This window comes from Acinetobacter sp. NRRL B-65365 (assembly GCF_001605865.1).
Lineage (GTDB): Bacteria > Pseudomonadota > Gammaproteobacteria > Pseudomonadales > Moraxellaceae > Acinetobacter > Acinetobacter vivianii.
On sequence record NZ_LRPD01000018.1, the window covers coordinates 56795 to 78061 of the forward strand.

Annotated in this window: 19 protein-coding genes and 1 rRNA gene; 8 read left to right on the forward strand and 12 right to left on the reverse strand. The window is 42.2% G+C overall.

Annotated elements, in window-relative coordinates; all coding sequences use genetic code 11:
- From AWW72_RS09105 to AWW72_RS09120, 4 genes are all read right to left on the reverse strand, one after another.
- A complete protein-coding gene (locus tag AWW72_RS09105) occupies positions 1-564 on the reverse strand; it encodes a hypothetical protein (protein WP_249409160.1) in 564 nt (187 codons plus the stop codon).
- A complete protein-coding gene (locus AWW72_RS09110; protein ID WP_004773926.1) occupies positions 554-1198 on the reverse strand; it encodes a trimeric intracellular cation channel family protein in 645 nt (214 codons plus the stop codon). The genes AWW72_RS09105 and AWW72_RS09110 overlap by 11 nt, the downstream gene beginning before the upstream one ends.
- A gap of 52 nt (positions 1199-1250) precedes the next feature.
- The gene (locus AWW72_RS09115; protein WP_062847123.1) at positions 1251-1721 is read right to left on the reverse strand and encodes a YchJ family protein; all 471 of its coding nucleotides are present in this window, start codon (positions 1719-1721) and stop codon (positions 1251-1253) included.
- Between the two features lie 86 nt (positions 1722-1807).
- A complete protein-coding gene (locus tag AWW72_RS09120) occupies positions 1808-3391 on the reverse strand; it encodes a TerC family protein (protein WP_005255616.1) in 1584 nt (527 codons plus the stop codon).
- Positions 3392-3716: 325 nt separating this feature from the next.
- On the opposite strand from AWW72_RS09120, the gene AWW72_RS09125 reads away from it, so the two are divergent.
- Entirely contained in the window at positions 3717-4343 is a 627-nt protein-coding gene (locus tag AWW72_RS09125; RefSeq protein WP_032810853.1) for an LOG family protein, read from the forward strand.
- A gap of 52 nt (positions 4344-4395) precedes the next feature.
- Here AWW72_RS09125 and AWW72_RS09130 read toward each other — a convergent pair whose 3' ends face one another.
- On the reverse strand, positions 4396-6177 hold the full coding sequence (locus AWW72_RS09130; RefSeq protein WP_062847124.1) for a choice-of-anchor I family protein: 1782 nt from the start codon (positions 6175-6177) through the stop codon (positions 4396-4398).
- 164 nt (positions 6178-6341) lie between these two features.
- On the opposite strand from AWW72_RS09130, the gene mdtD reads away from it, so the two are divergent.
- The 5 genes from mdtD to AWW72_RS09155 all read left to right on the forward strand — a co-directional run bounded on the left by mdtD (position 6342) and on the right by AWW72_RS09155 (position 11302).
- Positions 6342-7730: a multidrug transporter subunit MdtD gene (gene mdtD / locus AWW72_RS09135; RefSeq protein ID WP_062847125.1), complete on the forward strand. Its 1389-nt coding sequence runs from the start codon at positions 6342-6344 to the stop codon at positions 7728-7730.
- A 46-nt stretch (positions 7731-7776) separates the two neighbouring features.
- A complete protein-coding gene (locus AWW72_RS09140; RefSeq protein ID WP_062847126.1) occupies positions 7777-8745 on the forward strand; it encodes a hypothetical protein in 969 nt (322 codons plus the stop codon).
- A gap of 11 nt (positions 8746-8756) precedes the next feature.
- Positions 8757-9518: a glycoside hydrolase family 25 protein gene (locus tag AWW72_RS09145; protein WP_062847127.1), complete on the forward strand. Its 762-nt coding sequence runs from the start codon at positions 8757-8759 to the stop codon at positions 9516-9518.
- The gene (gene dinB / locus AWW72_RS09150; protein ID WP_062847128.1) at positions 9508-10575 is read left to right on the forward strand and encodes a DNA polymerase IV; all 1068 of its coding nucleotides are present in this window, start codon (positions 9508-9510) and stop codon (positions 10573-10575) included. Before AWW72_RS09145 ends, dinB begins: the two co-directional genes overlap by 11 nt.
- Before the next feature lie 370 nt (positions 10576-10945).
- Entirely contained in the window at positions 10946-11302 is a 357-nt protein-coding gene (locus AWW72_RS09155; protein ID WP_004773913.1) for a RidA family protein, read from the forward strand.
- Here the strand turns inward: AWW72_RS09155 and AWW72_RS09160 are convergent.
- The 4 genes from AWW72_RS09160 to AWW72_RS09175 all read right to left on the reverse strand — a co-directional run bounded on the left by AWW72_RS09160 (position 11299) and on the right by AWW72_RS09175 (position 17218).
- On the reverse strand, positions 11299-11835 hold the full coding sequence (locus AWW72_RS09160) for a DUF2726 domain-containing protein (RefSeq protein WP_004773912.1): 537 nt from the start codon (positions 11833-11835) through the stop codon (positions 11299-11301). The two genes, AWW72_RS09155 and AWW72_RS09160, sit on opposite strands and share 4 nt — an antisense overlap.
- Positions 11836-12138: 303 nt before the next feature.
- On the reverse strand, positions 12139-14520 hold the full coding sequence (locus AWW72_RS09165; protein WP_062847129.1) for a YgiQ family radical SAM protein: 2382 nt from the start codon (positions 14518-14520) through the stop codon (positions 12139-12141).
- Positions 14521-14677: 157 nt separating this feature from the next.
- The gene (locus AWW72_RS09170; RefSeq protein ID WP_062847130.1) at positions 14678-15886 is read right to left on the reverse strand and encodes an MFS transporter; all 1209 of its coding nucleotides are present in this window, start codon (positions 15884-15886) and stop codon (positions 14678-14680) included.
- A 78-nt stretch (positions 15887-15964) separates the two neighbouring features.
- Positions 15965-17218 (reverse strand): esterase-like activity of phytase family protein, encoded by a 1254-nt coding sequence (locus AWW72_RS09175; RefSeq protein ID WP_062847131.1) that lies wholly within the window; start codon positions 17216-17218, stop codon positions 15965-15967.
- 448 nt (positions 17219-17666) lie between these two features.
- Here AWW72_RS09175 and AWW72_RS09180 point away from each other — a divergent pair, with 448 nt between their 5' ends.
- Entirely contained in the window at positions 17667-18230 is a 564-nt protein-coding gene (locus tag AWW72_RS09180; protein WP_062847132.1) for a lytic transglycosylase domain-containing protein, read from the forward strand.
- 355 nt (positions 18231-18585) lie between these two features.
- Positions 18586-19104, forward strand: coding sequence for a lytic transglycosylase domain-containing protein (locus AWW72_RS09185; protein WP_205634339.1), 519 nt, complete (start codon positions 18586-18588; stop codon positions 19102-19104).
- A gap of 66 nt (positions 19105-19170) precedes the next feature.
- Here AWW72_RS09185 and cysK read toward each other — a convergent pair whose 3' ends face one another.
- From cysK to rrf, 3 genes are all read right to left on the reverse strand, one after another.
- The gene (cysK, locus tag AWW72_RS09190; protein ID WP_062847133.1) at positions 19171-20172 is read right to left on the reverse strand and encodes a cysteine synthase A; all 1002 of its coding nucleotides are present in this window, start codon (positions 20170-20172) and stop codon (positions 19171-19173) included.
- 111 nt (positions 20173-20283) lie between these two features.
- On the reverse strand, positions 20284-21024 hold the full coding sequence (locus tag AWW72_RS09195) for a hypothetical protein (RefSeq protein WP_155858553.1): 741 nt from the start codon (positions 21022-21024) through the stop codon (positions 20284-20286).
- A 48-nt stretch (positions 21025-21072) separates the two neighbouring features.
- Positions 21073-21187, reverse strand: a 5S ribosomal RNA gene (gene rrf, locus AWW72_RS09200).
- Positions 21188-21267: the final 80 nt, after the last annotated feature.

Consider the following 21267-nt stretch of genomic DNA (forward strand, 5'->3'; position numbering starts at 1 on the left):
TTACTTATCTAATCTGAGACTTTCTCTAAGTAACGCCATTTTATTTTTATCAATATTTAAAATTTGCAAAGAAACAAATTCATCATGATCATTAAAGCCCAAACTAAAATGGTGCCCTTGAAAAGATTCAATTGTATTCTCTTTAATAGATAAAAATGCCAGTTCAATGTAATCCAGTCCAATCAGCAATTGAAAATCTGTGTCAAATGCATCTTTCAACTGACTGGAAAAATCGTTCATATCTATCACCCAAGACGAAACATCAAAGACAGGGAGCAATGTTTTTTTCAAAGCTACAGATGTCGGTGATTTTATCGTTTGAATAATCATCTGTGGATCATAAGTAATAAGTTTGATCGTTGATAATTCACCTGTTTTTAAAAGCCCTATTTCAATTAAAGATGTAGAACCATTACCAGCTCTCCAATACAAATCTGGAGATTTCTCATTCAAATAAATAGCAAAGGGGATATAACCATCAATCTCAATTGAATGACAAGAAAAGGAACTTATATCAATTCTTTTTAACATCTGCTTATCTATATAATTTTTATCAATGCTCATCTGTTGAAGAAGCAGACTCGGCATCATCTTCTTGATAAATAAATTTCGGCATTTCCAGACCAAAATAGATCGCGATCAAACGTAAGGTAAAACCAAATACCAAAGTAAAAATTACAGTCAGATCGTGCGGGAGACCAACTTCCAGACACACCCAATAACAAATCACGGCAACAAAGGAAATACTGGCATACAACTCACGGCGGAACACTAAAGGTACGTCATTACACAGAATATCGCGCAGAATACCACCCGACACACCTGTTAATACGCCAGCCACCGCAGACACCACAAAACCATGCCCCATCGATAAGGCAATCTGACAACCAATAATGGTAAAACCAATTAGACCTAGAGCATCCAGTACCAGGAAGATATTGCGTAGATGACGCATCCATTTGGCAATAATGATGGTGACAAAAGCCGCAGCGCAGGTCAGCACTAAATATTCAGGATGTTTGACCCAAGTTAAAGGATAATGCCCGAGTAGCACGTCACGCACTGAGCCACCCCCCAATGCCGTTACGCAGGCAATCAGTACCACACCAAACCAGTCCATACTACGTCGACCCGCTGACAACGCGCCCGTCATCGCTTCCGCAGTAATGGCAATAATATAAATTACGGTGAGTAACATCTGCCTACATCCCTAAATCAGGCGTAAAAGTGTGCGCTATTCTAAGACAAAGTTAGATGAATTGCGCACAACATTGTTTAAATTTTTTCCCCGAGCCACAAATGCAGGGTTGTTTCATGGTGATTTGCATGTCCAGCGTGGGATCAAGGAAATACCATTGCTGTTGACACAAGACAAAATGTGAAATTTCATGATGAACATGAGCTTGTTTGCCATCATGATAATGCGCCTTGAACTCAACCAGTGCATGGGTTTTATCTAGCTTGGGCTGATGTTGTACCACTTCCAGTTTCAACCATTGATTGGATTGACTCCAGTCGGCAATCGCGGCACGATCCAAAGCGGACTGCTGCCCTAAAGCCGTTGTTTCCAGAATATAATCAATCTGTTGTAAAGCAAAAGCGCTATAACGTGAGCGCATTAGTTGCTCTGCACTTTGAGCTGTCTGTTGTTTCAAATGCAAGGGCTGACAACATTCAGCATAAGGTCCATGTCCACAAGGACAATTCTTTGACAAAATCATTTTGAATTCTCAAATAAAAATAGCCTGAGTAAAACCATTGCATCACAACAGTCAAACTCAAGGCTATTCAGAATAATACAGCTTCGTTATTTCTCGACAGGCTTCTCTTTGGCAATAATGCGCACTTTTTCAATTTTGTGCCCATCCATTGTTACCACTTCAAAGCGATAGCCATCAACTTCAACCGTGTCACCATTTTCAGGTAAACGACCGAGGTGAAACAAGATATAACCTGACAAAGTTGAATATTCCTCACTTTCATCCACTAAATCTTTGCCCAATAACAAAGACACATGGCGAATGTCAGTTGAACCTTCCAGCAACATCGAACCATCATCAAGACTTTCTGCCGCTGCTTCTAGCTCGTCTTCATCAGGGAATTCACCAGCAATCGCCTCTAATACATCAATCGGCGTTGCAATCCCTTCGATTGAACCATATTCGTTCAGGACGATGGCCATTTGCAACGGCGCCTGACGTAACTGTTCCATGACCATTAACACTTGCGCATTTTCATGCACAATCACAGGTTCACGTAGATGTTTACTGAAATCAATAGCACCCGTTTCAATGTATTCATTCAACACTTTATGGGTGAGTACAATACCTTCAATATTGTCCAGCTCACCACGTGCAACAATCAAACGTGAATGGGTCATTGCCATCAAACGTTCTTTTAGCTCAGCCGGATCATCATCCAGATCCAACCATTCCAACTCTGGACGTGGTGTCATCACCGACTTGACTGGACGCTCAGATAAACCAAGTACACCTTGTACCAAGACACTGTGATACACGCCATTGTCTTCATCAAAGACTTCTTTGGCATACGCTTGTGTCGCTAATACATCTTCAGCTTCATTGCTCTGGCTTTCATTACCATTGCCTTTATTGCCTAACATACGCAATACGGCAGAAGCGGTGCGGTAACGCAAATCTGTCGTTGTGACCAGTTTTTCCTGATTACGGCGCATGGTCTGATTGACCATTTCAACCAACACAGAGAAACCAATCGCTGCGTATAAGTAGCCTTTTGGAATATGGAAACCAAAACCTTCTACCACCAATGAGAAACCAATCATCATCAGGAAGCCGAGACACAGGATCACCACCGTTGGATGCTTGTTTACAAAGTCCATCAATGGGCGTGAAGCCAGCAACATGATACCAATCGCAATCGTCACTGCGATCATCATGATCGAAAGCTCTTTCACCATACCGACAGCCGTGATCACACTATCCAGCGAGAACACCGCATCGAGTACCACGATCTGAACCACGACCATCCAGAAGGCCGCATGCACTGGATTTTCTTCTTTCAGCGCTTGCTTACCTTCAATCCGCTCATGCAGTTCCATCGTTCCTTTAAACAATAAGAACACACCACCAAACAACAGAATCAGGTCACGACCAGAGAAAGGATGATCAAAAATATGGAATAGAGGTTCGGTTAAGGTTACCACCCATGCGATCGAGGCCAGTAGCACCAGACGCATTAACAGGGCGAGAATCAAACCAATTCTACGAGCAGCATTACGTTGTTCAGGCGGTAGTTTTTCTGCCAAAATTGCAATAAAAACAAGGTTATCGATACCTAGTACAATTTCGAGCACCACCAATGTTGCTAAACCAACCCATGCAGCGGGGTCAGACATCCATTCCAGAATCATTGACGTGACTCCTCTGCAAAATCAGCAATATTGTTATGAAGTTGAATTTTTAAAAGGTCGGCACGATGAGCCAAAACATTTTTTGTAGGAAATAAGAACAATGCGGAGCGACAACAACCACTACTCATAGAGGGACATAAATTAATAAAAGGATTTTCAGTATAGGCAAGATTTAACTGAAATTCATCTTTTTTATGTTGATGTTGTTTGCAAATTCTTTCTAAGCGTTACAAAACAGCTTTGTATGTAAAATGTGCATAAAACTGTCATAAACCTCAATTAGCCTAGACAAGCACAACGAAAATGATAAGGTGAAAATAAACGAATGAATAGTGTTCTAATAATGACTGAAAAGAAAAGCATTACCCCTACTCCCATAAAAACCACTCAATCTCTCATTGCCCTTTATTGCGGCTCACGTACCGGCAACAAACCCATCTATCGTGATAAGGCCATCGAACTGGCCCAGCATATTGCTACTCAAGGTTTTGGTATTGTCTATGGCGGCGCCAGCATTGGTCTGATGGGACAAGTCGCCGATACTGTCCTTGAACATAGCGGTGAAGTCGTTGGTGTCATTCCCGAGTTCATGCTGGACTATGAGATTGCCCATCATCGGTTAACTGAGCTACATATTGTTCAGACCATGCATGAGCGTAAGGCACTTATGGCTGAACGTGCCAGCGCATTTATTGCTTTACCAGGTGGTTTAGGCACTTTTGAAGAAATTCTGGAAATTGCGACATGGGGACAACTCAACCAGCACCAGAAACCCATGATTATCTATAACGTTAACCGTTTTTACGATGCATTGATTGCCCAACTAGATCATGCCGTTGAAGAAGGCTTTTTACCGCCCCAGCATCGTGCCAAAGTGATTGTGTGTGAAACGCTTGAACACATCTCAAGCGTCATTAAAAACTTGAATGCACCTAGCCATATCGAAGTTTAAGAGTTCAATATAAAAAAGCGGATCGATTTGATCCGCTTTTTTGGGTTAGCGTTTAGTGCACATTGACTTGATACACTGCGGTGGAACCACTCACTTCATTCCCCACCACAAGTAATGGCTTACCATTTGGTGAATCTTTTGCCGCAATAAAGGTCAGACCTTCTGGCCCTAAATCACCCTGTTTTGCAGTCTCGGTTTCAGTAAAATTACGCGTGGTAAAATATTCAATAAATTTCGGTTTATTTGGCGTGCTAATGTCATAGACCATAATGCCACTCATTCGCTCTAGCCCAATAAAGGCAAAGGTTTTTTGACCAATGCTACCGACAGTAATCCCTTCTGGTTCAGGCCCTTTATTATCACTACGATCATCAAACGCAACTGCTTCATGGTCGCTATTAAAATAATCAGGGAACAACTCAGCCGTTTTCTTTTCAAACTCGCTACCCGAATCCCAGACCAATTGCCCTTGGGTATTCCAGATACTGAATGAACGTGCGCCATATGCATAAAGCTTGTCATAAGTCAGCAGACCATTGGCATCCAGTTTCGGAGAACCATCCGCATTGGTCTGATAACCCATATTCCATGCAATATTCAGGCGACCTAATTGCGCATCATCACGGCATCCACCTGCACCTGTTTCTGTTGCACCACAATAGGCAAAAGTGACTGGATTGAGTTTGGCGCCTTTCACGCCGACCGCTAGCTTTTGCAGATGCGCAGGATAGTCGCCTCCTGTATTAAAGCCCTTACTGTTAAATAAATGCTTCATCCGAATATTTTCAACAAAACCTTGACGGGTATCACCCGCATAATATGCTTTGGAATCTTTTAGCCATTCACGGCTATCGCCTTCATTGGCAGTCACCAAATAGGTTTGACCATTGGCTTGATAATTGGCAATCGAGTCAGGTTGATACATCCCTACTAAGCCAGCCCATGTTTTGATATCAATTTTCTTGTCCTTATCACTGACATCCAGCTCATTCCCCACAACGCCGTGGTCTTTATAACCCAATGGATAAATATCAGTGACCTTCTGCTGAGCAATATCAATCCGTGCAATGGCATTATTTTCTTGTAATGTGACCCATGCAGTTTTGCTGTCCGCCGAAATCGTAATATATTCAGGCTCCAAGTCTTGAGCGACACTCGCATTTGGCCCAAAAATACGTACTCCTTTCGCCAGTAGATCAGCTTTTTGCGTATTCCATGCTTTAAAGTCTGCCACACTGGCTTTGGGTTGCTTGATATTACTAATATCGATAATGCTGACAGAGCCCTCTGGATCAACTGAATAATCATCATTCGGCTCACCTTCGTTAGCCACCAAAACGGTTTTACCATCAGGGCTAAAGGTCAGCATATCAGGTAAAGCACCCACACTGACTTTGCTGATAAAGCTTAAATCTTTGGCATTAAAAAATACCACGATTCCCGTATCCGTTTTCTGCTCAGCCTGAACCGCAAGTGCAACAATGCCATTTTTCACCGCAACACTATTCACTTCCGAATTGGCTAGATAAGTGCGTGCAGATAGCTCGGCAATATGTATTGGTTTTTCAGGTTTAGATGCATCTAGTACATCAACGAGGCCTTTTTGTGCATTGACAACAAATAGGCGTTTGGTCTCAGCATCATAGGCTGGAATTTCAGCCGCACTTTGGGCAAAAATATTGGTTTCGTAGCGCCCCAACAAGCTCAGCTTAATTGTTTCTGGTGTCGGTTCAACGATTTCTGGTGTTGGCGTTGAGTTGTCGTTATCATCATTACACGCCACTAACCCCACCGACAGTAACGCTGTCAATAAAACTGAAATTTTAAATTTCATGATCAAATTCCATACAATTTATTTTGTATGGCTAATCTAGTATCAGGTGATGCAAATTCGATGACATTTTAATGTCAGTTTCATGACCGCTATTTGACAATTTTTGTCTTTATTTCACGCCTATTTGCATTAAACTAAAGCTGAATTTTTACTCATCAAGGCTCATGACAACCACAACACATCAAGCAGTCCAGCCCGAATTTAGATTGTTGGTGCTCTTGGTCTCCATTGGCTTTTTTATGCAAGCCTTGGACACCACCATCGTCAATACCGCGATTCCAGCCATGGCAGTGCAACTCAATGAAAATCCACTGCAAATGCATGGCGTCATTGTCGCGTATGTGTTGTCTGTTGCAGCCTGTATCCCTTTAAGTGGCTGGCTGGCAGATCGTTTCGGAATTCGGAATATCTATCTCAGTTCCATGGTGATTTTTAGCTTGGCGTCACTGGGATGCGGCTTATCCCAGAACTTAGAGCAACTGTTGTTTTTCCGCGTGATTCAAGGTATCGGTGGCGCACTCCTCATGCCTGTAGGACGCTTGGCCCTGTTAAAGCTGATTCCACGCTCACAATTCCTTTCTGCCATGAGCCTGATGAGTCTTGCCGGATTGGTGGGTCCTTTAATGGGCCCGACTTTAGGGGGCTGGCTGGTCGAAGTCACCACGTGGCACTGGATTTTCCTCATTAATATTCCGATGGGTATTTTGGGTATGATCATGACCCTTAAAGTCATGCCTAACCAGAAAGAACCGACAGTAAAATCGTTTGATTTGAGCGGTTTTATCTTATTGATGGTGGCAATGGTCGGATTCGCTTTGGGAATCGAAAATATCGCAGCACCACAATATCCACGTTTGGTGAGTCTCGGTTTATTGACGATAGGAATGATTGCTGCGGTGGGATATGCCTATCATGCGCATAACCATCAGAACGCGCTATTTCATGGGCGATTATTTCGCTACAAGATTTTCTCGATCGGAGTTCTGGGTAATTTCTTTGCCCGTTTGGGTAGTAATGCAATTCCATTTATTTTACCGCTCATGCTACAGGTCGCATTTGGTTTTGAACCCTTCATCACAGGCTTGATGATGATTCCGATGGTACTAGGTTCATTATTTTCCAAGCCCATTGTACGTCCCTTGATTCAACGGGTCGGATATCGCCGTTTCCTGCTGACCAATACCGTTTTAGTCGGTCTATGTATCGCCAGTTTTTCCCTAATGACGGCGGCAACACCCCTGTGGCTAAAAATCTTGCATCTCTTTATTTTTGGTACACTGAATTCACTCCAGTTTGTTGGTATGAATACCTTAACTTTAAAAGACTTGCCTCAACAGGATGCCAGCAGCGGTAACAGCTTCTTATCGATGATTATGATGCTTTCCATGAGTATTGGTGTGGCACTGGCAGGTACCTTGATTAATGTCTTTGGGCAATATTTCTCGACTGCATCTATTAGTACTGCCTTCCATGCCACCTTGATTGCTTTAGGTTGTATCAACATCCTGACCGCATGGGTGTTTTGGCAGATTCCCAAAGAAACCACCGAATAAAGGCTTTGTGATTAAAACCAATTAAAAATAATAAGGAAAATATTTAATGATTATTCCCCAGTATTGGGCTGAAGCCAAAATAAAAACCAGCATTGCAGGACGTCCCTACACTCTTAAGCGTTTTGGCTGGTCTGATCAAAGCGCAGAGGCAGCACAAGGCCATGCGGAACAACGTGTTGCCGAGGCAATTGAGAAAATTAAGACTGGCGAACATATTCATCGAATTGAGCATAAAGTCCCCTATAACGGTGCCGAAGGTCTGCCGATCCGTGAAGAAATTATTGCTCAGCATGATGATGTAATTATTACGCGTAATAGCTATGGTGCCTTGTGTTTAAATACACCTGATGTGCTTTTTGCTGATATCGACTTTGCAGAGTCCTCTCAATTGACTGTTCATTTGGCTGCTTTTTTGTTGCTGCTGTTACTTTCAATCGCTGTCGCTGCTTATTTCATGTCATGGATGATTTTGGTCATTGGGCTGATTATTTCATTGCTATTCACCCGTATTTTTGCCACAAGCTTATCCAGACTGCAACAACGTTTTACAACGACACCTGAACAGCGCTCACTCGCCTTGATCCGAAATTTTTCTCAACAGCATCCTCACTGGCATTTGCGTGTTTACCGCACGCCTAAGGGTTACCGTATTCTGGCAATGCATCAGACTTTTGAAGCCAATGGAAAGGATGCTCAATTACTGTTTAATGCCATTCAGGCTGATCCAAACTATGTACGGATGTGTAAAAACCAGAACTGTTTTCGAGCCCGAATTAGTCCAAAACCGTGGCGTATTGGAATGAACAGATTGCGTCTCGGGGTATGGCCTGTGGATCCTCAAGGTTTAACAATCAGAGAAGCTTGGGTGCGTGATTATCAGCAACGTGCAGAACCTTATGCTTCCTGTAGATTTGTGGAACAATTTGGTAGTCAGATGGTCAATGCCAAGGCGAAACGGGTACAATCACTACATGATCAATACTGCAAATCCAGCACTCATCTCGACCTCGCATAATCATTGATAATATGGCAAAGAAACCCGTAGCATCTTCCTTCTCTCAACATTATCCGACCTATGCCAGTGTCGGTTTAGCTGTCATGCTGGGTGTGGTGAGTTATTTCGGACTGTTCTACCAACAGAAAGCTGCTGCGCAAGACTATGCTATTCGTGGTTTTGACGTTTCACATCATCAAGGTGAGATTAACTGGAAAAAAATCTCTCCGATGCAGTATCAATTCGTCTATCTCAAAGCCACCGAAGGTGGTGATTTTCGTGATAGTAATTTTCAGCAAAACTGGCTCAAGGCCCGTGAACAAGGCTTACATGTCGGTGCCTACCATTTCTATCGGTTGTGTCGTGATGGCAAGGTACAAGCTGAAAACTTTATCGCGACCGTACCTAAAAAAGCGGATGCCCTACCGCCTGCCATTGATCTTGAGTATGACAGTAATTGCATTAACACCTATACCAAAGAGCAATTACTGAAAGAAATTCAGGTCATGCACGACCAACTACACAAGCATTATGGCAAGCAGCCAATCTTTTATATCTCGAAAAGCTTCTACCATATTGTATTGATGGGGAATTTCACTGAAACGCCGCTTTGGGTTAGAGATTATGACGGCAAACCTGAGCTCAAAGATGGCCGCCAATGGACGTTCTGGCAACATAGCAGTCAGGGAAAAATTGCAGGTATTCCCAAAGCTGTGGATTTAAACGTTTATGCTGAATCGCCTAAACAATGGCGGATTTTTCTGAAACAGCAAGGCATTCAAGATGCCAAATGAGTTACGAAAAATCATCCATATCGACATGGATGCCTTTTATGCATCAGTCGAGCTGAGAGAACGCCCTGATCTCAAAGATTTACCTGTCGTGGTATCTTCACACCATCCGCGTGCCGTCATTGCTGCCGCCTCCTATCCTGCCCGTGTCTTTGGACTTCGCTCTGCCATGTCGATGGGACAAGCCAGAAAACTCTGCCCACACGTGGTGGTGATTGAACCAAACTTTGAAAAATACCGTGAGGTTTCAGCCCAAATCCATCATATTTTTCAGCAATATACGTCTTTGATTGAACCTTTATCTTTAGATGAAGCCTATCTGGATGTGACTGAAAATCTAAAGAATATTCCGAGTGCAACCGAAGTGGCAGCGCAAATCCGTGCCGATATTTTTGCAACTACAGGACTGACGGCTTCTGCGGGTGTGGCACCCAACAAGTTTCTGGCAAAAATCGCATCGGACTGGAATAAACCCAATGGCTTATTTGTGATTAAACCACATCAAGTATTGAAATTTATTCAGGATTTAGCCTTAAACAAAATTCCCGGTGTCGGTAAAGTCACTAAGGAAAGATTAAGCCAGCTCAATTTACATACACTGGGTGATCTGCAAAAAATCGAAGAGAATGTCCTGATCCATCATTTTGGGAAATACGGCAAACAGCTCTATTTATATGCGCAGGGAATTGACCATCGACCTGTGAAAGCGGAACGCGAACGCCAGCAAATTTCCAAAGAAATTACCTTTGATGATGACTATACGCTCGAACAATGTCGCCATGCATGGCAACCTCTTGCTGAGCAAGTTTGGCGGAGTCTGAATAAAAAACAACTGACCGCACGCGGGGTCAATGTAAAACTTAAACTCAAGAATTTTCAGGTTTTGCAGCACAGTAAAAGCTTTAAACAGGCCTTACAATCACAACAGGATTTAGGGCAAGTGGTTTTACAGTTACTCAATGAAATGCATATCGATCCAGCGTTTCAATTCCGTCTGGTCGGGGTAGGTGTTTACCAGCTTCAAACAGCACAGGACGAATCACAGCTTTCTTTATGGTAATGCTGTTTTTTTATACAAAAGCGTGATTATTGCTCAAATTTATGTTTGCTTTTTATGCAATTTTCAGTACTCTAAACAACGCAGTAACATTATCCATGTTATGTGCCTTGCTAAAGAAAACCTCGCTTTTAGCATCTGCTCCTGTGGTTGGCGTGACGATCAAATCCGAAGATTACAGGGCACTTCCGATGTTCTTTAGTTGCTTATTTTTCCAATCAAAATCCCTCATCTTCCGCTCTCCATTTCTTCTTCACCTACTGATAATTTAATGGAAATAGAAACTTTTTTAGCCTGATTTATACAAAATTACACTGCTGTTCAATCGCATCAAGTACAATCCAGTCAGTATATGATTGATTAAGGAATAGCTATGTCTGTGCAACGACTTCATGTCACTTCACGTTTTTGCGAAGTCGCAATTTCAGGAAATCTTGTTCATCTCGCAGGCCAATTGGCAGATGACACCAGTGTCGACGTAAGTGCACAAACACAGCAAACTTTAGATAATATTGATCGTTTTCTCGCAGATGCGGGTACAGACAAGACTCATATTTTATCGATTACGATCTTTTTAAAAGATATCGAACGAGATTATGCAGCCATGAATGCCGTATGGGATGCGTGGATTGCTGAGGGACATCCCCCAGCACGTACCTGTGTAGAATCTAAACTCTATGCACCTGATGTTTTGGTTGAAATGACAGTAACCGCTGTTCGCCCTGATTAATACGATTTCACGGCGAATTCATTGTATTTCATCATCCGCTCCATCTTAGGCATTGAGGTTGATGTCACTGTGGTTGGAATTGTCATCGGTTCAAACAAATCCGGCACCAGATCTTCTCTCAATTCCTGCTCGGTCGGAATGCTGCTATAGCGCAATACGCGATAGCCTGCTAACTCAAGCAAACTGTCCTGATAATGTTTCTGATGCAGACGATTCACATAAGACTCGTCTGCAATCTCAATAATCGCAAGTACTTGATGTTGCTGGTCTAGTACCACAAAGTCAGCGACTAAACCTTGATACTTACGGCGCGTATGCGCAAATTTGGTTGTTAATAAGGCGTCAAAAGACACATGTGCCAATACGGTATGACGCGGTAAAACGGCTTGTAAACGCATTAAAGTAATCTGCTCGGCAATATTTAAAATACCGCGGCGTTTTAATGGACTATCTTGGCGCCTGTTTTGTTGTAGGCGGCGAAGTGCGAGTGCTGTGATCAACAGCAACCCAACTATTGTTATGAAATAATACATTACTAACCAATCCCTTTAGATTTTTTATAATCATTTTCGGCTTTAAGCCAATTTTTTTAATCAATAACAGCGATAGCAAATTCATTTTGCAGTGCAAACTTAAGTTTTTTAATCGTGTTTTCCCAGACGACCAAAGTCGTAACTGCCCTCTGCTCTTTATTTATAATCATTACGCTTTGATTATTCAAGTCGTTATTGTCAGTTTATGTTTCGAATACAGCGCGTTTTGTGGTCAAATTATAAACATTTGCCTAATATGTAAATAAAAAAGGCATGAAGTATCATGCCTTTTTTGCCATCAAATTAACGATGGGCTTTTGCTTTAGACTTTGGCTTTCCCGAAAAAGGTCTCTTCTCACCTGTTTCACGCGGTGGTAAACCATTGTGCTGGGTTAATACCTGACCTTTTTGCGGATGTTTCTGACCCGACTGTGAACGAGATTGTGCTTGACCGCGTTTTGCAGAATCTCCTGCAACACTCGAGTTCTTTTTACGGGCAGACTTATATTCACCTTCAGCCGTACCTTGTGGCTGATAAGTCGGAATCAAATGCTGTTTTGAATTTCCGATTAAATCTACACGTCCCATGTCTTTCAAGGCTTCACGTAATAAAGGCCAGTTGTTTGGATCGTGGTAACGCAAAAACGCTTTGTGTAAGCGACGACGCTTTTCACCTTTAACAATATCCACATTTTCCGTATAACGCGCCACTTTAGACAATGGGTTTTTGCCCGAGTAATACATCGTGGTCGCAGTTGCCATTGGTGATGGATAGAAGGTCTGTACCTGATCGGCACGGAAGCCATTCTTCTTCAACCAGATCGCCAGATTCATCATGTCGTAATCGGTGGTACCCGGATGCGCAGCAATAAAGTATGGAATTAAATATTGTTCCTTACCTGCTTCCTTACTGAAACGCTCAAACATCTGTTTAAAACGGTCATAGGTACCAATGCCAGGCTTCATCATCTTCGATAACGGGCCATTTTCAGTATGCTCAGGCGCAATTTTCAGATAACCGCCGACATGGTGCTGAACCAATTCTTTGACATATTCAGGGTTTAATACTGCAAGGTCATAACGCAAACCTGAACCAATCAGAATCTTCTTCACACCCTTGATGTCACGTGCCTTACGATAAAGCTGAACCAAAGGCGCATGATCAGTATGCAGGTTTTGACACACCCCTGGGTAAACACAAGATGGTTTACGGCAATTCTTTTCAATTTCAGGATCATTACAGTGCAAACGGTACATGTTTGCAGTTGGGCCACCCAAGTCTGAAATAATGCCAGTAAAATTTGGTGCAGTATCACGGATTTTTTCAATTTCACGCAGAATTGAATCTTCCGAACGGTTTTGAATAATACGACCTTCATGTTCTGTAATCGAACAGAAAGTACAACCGCCGAAGCAGCCACGCATGATATTCACAGAGAATTTGATCATATCGAATGCAGGGAAACGCGCATTGCCATAAGCAGGATGCGGTAAACGAGCATAAGGTAAATCAAAAACGTAGTCCATTTCCTCAGTAGTTAAAGGAATTGGCGGTGGGTTGATCCAGACATCACGTTCGCCATGACGTTGTACCAAGGCACGCGCATTACCCGGATTAGTTTCAAGATGCAAAATACGGTTGGCGTGTGCATACAGAACCTGATCATTGGCAACTTCTTCATAAGAAGGCAAACGGATCACAGCAAGTTCACGTGGCGGTAATTTATGTTTTATCGCTTTTGAAGGTGCTGGTTTAAGCTGTACGATCTGGGTATCTGGATCGAGGTTATCGCCTTCACGGACAATCGGATTGGCAACGATTTCTTTCTGGAAATTCTGGTATTGTGCCAGTGAATTGCCTTTTTCTTTTTCAACTTCACAGCCGTCAATATCTTCAGTCATCACATAAGGATTGATGATCTGATCAACACGGCCAATCGTATCTACATCGTTACTTGCGATCTCGACGAATTTAGCTTTCGATTGTTTGTTATGTTTATTGATAATAAATGCGGTACCGCGAACATCGGTAATCTCGTGAACTTTTTCACCTTTGGCTAGACGATGCATCACGTCAATAGTGGCACGTTCACCATTCCCATACATCAATAAATCAGCCTTCGAATCCATCAAGATAGAGCGACGGACTTTATCTGACCAGTAATCGTAATGTGCGATACGACGTAAGCTGCCTTCAATCCCACCTAGCAAGACAGGTACATCAGGGAAAGCTTCACGACAACGCTGGCAATACACCGTTGCTGCACGGTCTGGACGCTTGTTCGGTTCATTATTTGGTGAATAAGCATCATCAGAACGGATTTTACGATCTGCCGTATAACGGTTAATCATCGAATCCATATTCCCCGCGGTCACACCCCATGCAATGGTCGGTTTGCCTAAAACACGGAAACTCTCGACATTGGTCCAGTCTGGCTGGGCAATGATGCCAACACGGAAGCCTTGTGCTTCAAGCACACGCCCAATCACACCCGATACAAATGAAGGATGGTCAATATAGGCATCCCCACACACCAAGATAAAGTCACATGCATCCCAGCCGAGCAGATCCATTTCTTCTCGTGACATCGGCAAAAATGGTGCGGGTTCAAAACACGACGCCCAATATTTGTCGTAATCAAACAGCGCTTTTGGCGCGGTCTGCGTGGTATAGGCAGTAGACATAGCTTGCGAATCTCGGCTAGCAGATGGAGGAGAGACATCTAAAGATGAAAGCCGATCATTTTAACATGAATTTCATTCATTTTCCCTGTTTATAAAATATTCAAGAACAAGGAGATAACAAATTATTTGTATAAAGTTTAAACAAACCTAATCCAGATCAATCTATTTGCGGAACTTTACGTAATTTCAATGCTAAAACCAGTCCTACCATTAAAAACACCGCAACCATAAAAGTGATGCCCGTCCAGCCAAAGTTTTCCCAGACCAACCCACCGCTACTGCCCAATAAACTTGAACCGATGTAATAGCAGAGTAAATACAGCGAAGATGCTACTGCACGGTATTGCACAGCCTGCACCGAGACCCAGCTACTCGCGGTGGAATGCGCTGCAAAAAATGAAAAAGTAAAAATAATCAGCCCAAGCAGAATCGTCCAGAGAGAAGGAATTAAAGTAATCAGTAACCCTAGCATCATCGTCAATAACAAGACTGGCAATACCTTATCGCGCCCATATTTAAAGCCCCATTGCGCAGCTTTAGGTGAACTGTAAATTCCTGCCAGATAAGCAATCGAAATCAGACCAATCCATGTTTGTGAAAGATTGAAAGGTGCTTCCAGCAAGTGATAACTAATATAGTTAAATACAGTCACCAGACAGCCCATTAAAATAAATCCTTGGGCAAATAAAATACGTAATTTTGGATCTTTTAAATTCTGCTCAAAAGCTGCCTTAAAACGGGAAAAGCGGAATGGATAGGGTTTGAAATGCTGTGATTTTGGTAATAACAAATAAAATAGACAGGCGATAATGAAATTGATAAAACCAATCGCATAGGTCGCTGCTTGCCAAGAGATAAAATCAACCAGCACCCCTGCAATCAAACGTCCGCCCATGCCACCAATCGCAGTGCCTGAAATATATAGTCCCATCGCAAAACCAATATCTTTTTGCGCAATTTCTTCACCGATATAAGTCATCGCTACCGCAGCAACGCCACTAACAGCCAAACCAATAAAAACACGGGTGGTCAGGAAAATTTCCCAAACAGGAAAAGAAGCGCTCACCAGCAATAAAATTGAGACCAAGAATAAGGCAAAGACCATGATCGGCTTACGGCCAAAACGATCAGAAATAAAACCGGTGAATAGCAGACCAATCGCAAGCGCAACGGTTGAAAAAGATAACGGGAAACTACTGTGAGTGGGTGTCACATGAAAGAATTCTGCAAAGATCGGCATCATTGGCTGGACACAGTACAACGATGAAAATGACGCAAAACCGGCAAAGAACAAGGACCATAAAATCGCAGTAAACGATTTTGAACCATACTCGATATGGGTTGGGCGCAACACTGATTCAGACATGAGGACTCCTTATGCCCAATCAGTATACGCCTTCAGTCGAAATGCGGAATGATCATTTCGGCGATTTTTACCTATTGTTTAAAATAATGCTTTGGGTAAACGAATCTGGATAATTTCATTATCATCAGCTTCTTTGGCATTGCGTCCCGATGAACCAGGGAAATTATTGTCATTCAATACGGTCAGGGTCGTACCATTTTCAATAATCACATCTTCAATGGTCTCAAACGGGAAAGCAAAAACTTTACCTGTACCAATATCCCCTGCTCGCGCTGTGCCGTATAGCGCATCTGGATTGGCAATTTTCATCAAGTCGACCAGATCTTCACGCGCTACCGTTTGTTTCGGTTCATTGAACTTAATCCGAATCAACTTTTTATGTCCACCGAGATTATTTTGGCTGGCATCACGCTCAATGATAATGCCTTCTTTATCATTAAAGAGTTGAAAATCACCAATGTTGGTGGCTTTACTGTCCAGCTCAAACCAATAATAAAGACCTGTATAAGCTTTTTTCTGAATATCAAATTGGGAAATTAACAAGCGTCCCGTCGAGTCATTGACCAGTGGCTTTTCCAGTAATGGATATAAATACTTGCCATCTGGTGAAATTGCCATCCCCTCGAAACCACTACTCCGTCCAACCAATGGCTCAACATAATTGATATTGGCTTTGTTGAGCTGGTTTTGTGGTGAACGTAATTCTTGTGTCGGATTCAATGGATTCGGCAATCCAATCGGCGCATCTAGCAACACACCGTCTGCCGAGAAATGCAGCAGATAAGGGCCAAACTCATCACCAATCCAGTACGTTCCATCTGCGCCACGTTGCATAGATTCTGGATCAAAATCCGCGCCAGTCAATAAACGGTCAGTGGTATTGCCATTGATGATTTCAAAAGGAATCAACTTATTCGGATCACGTAACTGAATAAAACCTTGCACAGCCACTTGTCCTGTGCCTTTGCTCTTGGTTTTAAAGTCTGCTTTGATTTTATAGATACGCAATAAGAAATCGGCTGAATTGTCTTGTGTGCCAAAACCATTGTCTGCCATCGCCATATAACTGCCATCATCATTTTTTAAAGCAGCGGAAAACCCTTGTACGGGTTGCCCTTTAAATGGCGGATAAATCCCATTGGCACCGCTCACAGCTTTACCCGAGTCTGGGCCAGCCGCATAAGTGGCTACAGGAAGTTTGGCAAAAGAGACTAAAGTAGGCTCGGTCACTTTTTCTGTAGGTGTGGTCTGATCTTGCTTATTATCATCATTACAGGCAACCAGCCCAAAAGCTGTGCAGCACATCACAGCCAATAAGGTTTTCTTGTTCATCATTTTATTCGTTTGGTAAAAAAATCATGCAAATTTAAGCAAGCTTTGATGACGTTTTTACTGCAATAGCATGAATTCTTTATGGCGGAAAGATGACAACTCATCTAGAACAAACGCCAACCGAAAACTAATGTAAGTTAAAACGTACAATACTTGGGGTGATTGGCGAATATACACATTGTGCGCTATCCACTAATATTTGAAGCATAGAGAGACAGGATGTCTCATTCAGAATAACAAGAACACAGGATGTGGTCGTTGACAGGAGTTGGCGGCAAGAAACCAAATATGAAAAGCCTCGACAGGATGTCGGGGCTTTTTTATTATCCTTGAGTTTGTTTGAATACAAAAAAAGTAAACGATTTAACTTACGATTCTGCATTGACTCTCAACGACTTGCTACCTACTATCCGCATGTTTTATATATGATGGTCAGTCTTTTTTTACGATGATAATTTACAACAAATTTTGCTTTTCTCGGTTTCAAATTACTTTTGTCAAATTGAGTATCATCCTTTTCAGTACCTATTTAACCGTTGCGTGTACCAGTACTCAAGGCCCTTCGGTACGTCAGTCTCAACAGTTTGCAACGGGCATTCAGAACGCTTATTCCGTTCCGCCGACCACTGCAAATCGTGTTGCCCCCATCATTCTAAAAACAGCGGAAAAACATAATATTTCACCCCATTTATTAGCTGCACTGATTCGCCAAGAATCTAGCTATAGAACTTTTGCACGGTCTTCTGCTGATGCGGTTGGCTTAACTCAGGTTCGTCCAAAATTCTGGCAGCAATTTTGCCCAGGCGATTTGTATGATGAACACGTCAATATTAATTGTGGTGCCTATATTTTAGCGAATTACTATCAATCGACTGGAGACTGGGCAAAAGCCTTGGGTTATTACAATGTTGGACCGACAGGCTATCGAAGAAGCCCATATATGCGCCAACAAGCTGAACGTTATGCCAGCTCAGTCAAACGACATGAACAATCATTAAAAGAAGCTTTATAAAATTTGTCAGTAAAAACCTACATCGGTTGGGGTGATTCGCGAATATCCAGTTCGTTTTCCATTCATTAATATATGAATCATACAGAGACAGGATGTCTCATTCAGAAGAATAAGAACACAGGATGTGGTCGTTGACAGGAGTTGGCGGCAAGAAACCAAATATGAAAAGCCTCAACAGGACGTTGGGGCTTTTTTATATGACTTTTAAAAGAATAAATACGGTAAAACAACTGCTATTGACTCACCTAAACCGAGTGCATACCATCCTAATAATTTTATTTTGTCTCGGGTCTTGGTTTTGCAAATCGTCTCTACATCATCGAATCAAGGTATTGCTTCTAACGCACTCGGCTCAATATTTTTAAAGCTTAGTCTTATCATCATCGCGGTGAGTCTTTCTGCGTGTAGCAGTTTAAGTGGATCATTTGCAAATCGCTCGAATCAGCTCTCGTCTGGTTTACAAAATGCTTATTCTGTTTCCCCAAACACGGCAAATCGTTTATCACCCATGATTATCCAGAGTGCTGAACGTTACGATGTTTCACCAACTCTACTGGCTGCCCTGATTCGTCAGGAATCCAATTACAATAGCGCTGCCCGCTCACCAACAGGTGCAATTGGGTTAACACAAATCATTTCCAGTCATTGGCGCCAGTCTTGCCCAGGCGATCTTTACGATGAAAATGTCAATATTAACTGTGGCGCACATGTCCTCTCAACCTACTATCGATCAGCGGGTAGCTGGTCTAAAGCAGTGGCGTATTACAATGTCGGCCCTACAGGCTACCAACGTAGTTTCTGGACGCGCCATAAAGGGAAAAAGTACGCTCGCTCGGTTAAACATCACGAAAAAACGTTAAAGAAAGCACTTTAAAAACAATGAAAAATAAAAAAACCATGCGTGTATAGCATGGTTTTTTTTATTGGCTAAATAATGGAATTAAGCTTCGTCAAATAAACCTTCAAACAAGACTGAAGATAAATAACGCTCTCCACTATCAGGCAAAATTACCACAATGGTTTTGCCTGCATTTTCAGGTCGCTCTGCGATCTGCGCGGCTGCAGCCAATGCTGCGCCACTCGAAATGCCGACCAAGATCCCTTCTTGAGTTGCACAGTTTCTTGCCCATTCAATTGCATCGGCACTATTTACTGGTAACACCTCATCCACCAAATCCAAGTCCAGATTCTTAGGAATAAAGTTTGCACCAATGCCCTGAATTTTGTGCGGTGCAGGCGTAATGCTTTCACCACGTTTGGTTTGGGTAATAATTGGTGATTCAGCAGGTTCAACTGCAACTGAATAAAGTGGTTTATTCTGAACCTGTTCAAAATAACGTGAAATCCCAGTAATGGTCCCGCCCGTACCAACACCTGCTACTAGAATATCCACTTGACCATTGGTTGCCTGCCAGATTTCAGGGCCAGTAGTGTCTGTATGAATTTGTGGATTCGCTGGATTCTCAAATTGTTGTGGCAAGAAATATTGTTCTGGATTTTCAGTTGCTAAACGAACAGCCTCATCTACCGCACCTTTCATCCCTTTTGCCGGATCCGTCAGTACTAGATTTGCACCTAATGCTTTTAATACTTTTCGACGTTCCAAACTCATACTTGCAGGCATGGTCAGGGTAATAGGATAACCTTTAGCCGCTGCCACAAATGCTAAAGCAATCCCTGTATTACCACTGGTCGGTTCAACAATATGCATGCCAGCTTTCAGTACACCGCGTTTTTCCGCATCCGCAATCAAAGCAGCACCAATACGACATTTTACTGAAAATGCAGGGTTACGGCTTTCAACTTTTGCTAAGACAGTTGCACCTGTTTTAATAAGACGGTTGATACGCACTAAAGGTGTATTACCAATCGCTTCGGCATTGTTTGAGTAAACCGCGATACCTAAGTTAGCAGGTGTTGGAAATTGCTGATCAGTTGACATGTTATTTCCTTATTAGATTTAAAATGATTCTCAATCATTATAGAGCGGGCTGCATCCATGATGATAGTAGAAACACTTTGTAAGGTTCAGATTAAATATTTAACTTTTCTTCTAATGCTTAACATTATTCACAATATTTTTAACAGCCTCTCGCATATCAGATAATACCTTATGATGGCGAATTAAAACTTCTTTAGAATGATGAAAAGCCTCAGGATCGAGAAAGAGTTTTGGCAGATCTCTAACTAACACACCCCGCTCTCTAGGTGTAAGTATCTCTAAAGAATGGTTTTTTATTGCTTCAACCATTTGATGCATTCTTGGATTAGCCCCATGCTCTAATACTATATTTAGAGTCGATTCAAATTCCTCAACAGAGGGAGCACCTTCAAGCACTGGAGCTACAATTTGTGTTAGCGGTGCCATATTTGGAGCCGGTAACCTATATGTATATAAAGTGTCTAAAGCCATTATTTTTTTATTTTTATCAGAATTCAACCACTCTTTTACTTTACTCCAAGGTACTCCTAATAAAGCAGCACCCTCTCCCCAACTTGTGGATAATGGAGATTCAATATTATTTTCAATCCAGTCAATAGCTTCAGAACAACCTGTATATGCTAATAATTTAGAATTAGATGATCGAAGAGCTGGACGTTGTTGGGCTAGAATATTAACTAGCCACTCAAACGTCTTCTTAGTTCCCTGATTCTTTAACATCTCAGCCATGGGTTCTGATAAATCACTTAAATCTGCTTGCAATATATCCATACTTTTAATTATTTCTCTCATAATTATAAATAATCTAAGTCTTGGTAGGGATATTAGCATAAACCCTACTTTTCCCCACAATAAAAAACACCCCCTCTGCGTTAGCGGAGGGGGTGTTTCTAATTTAAAAGCTGGCGATGACTTACTCTCACATGGCAAGTGCCACACTACCATCAGCGCTAAGAGGTTTCACTTCTGAGTTCGGGAAGGGATCAGGTGGTTCACTCTTGCTATTGTCGCCAGCAAACTGTTTATGGATACTTGCTTTGGTCTTATGTAATGCCAAGGCTTTTTCCAAATGAGTGATTAACGGATTAGTTAATT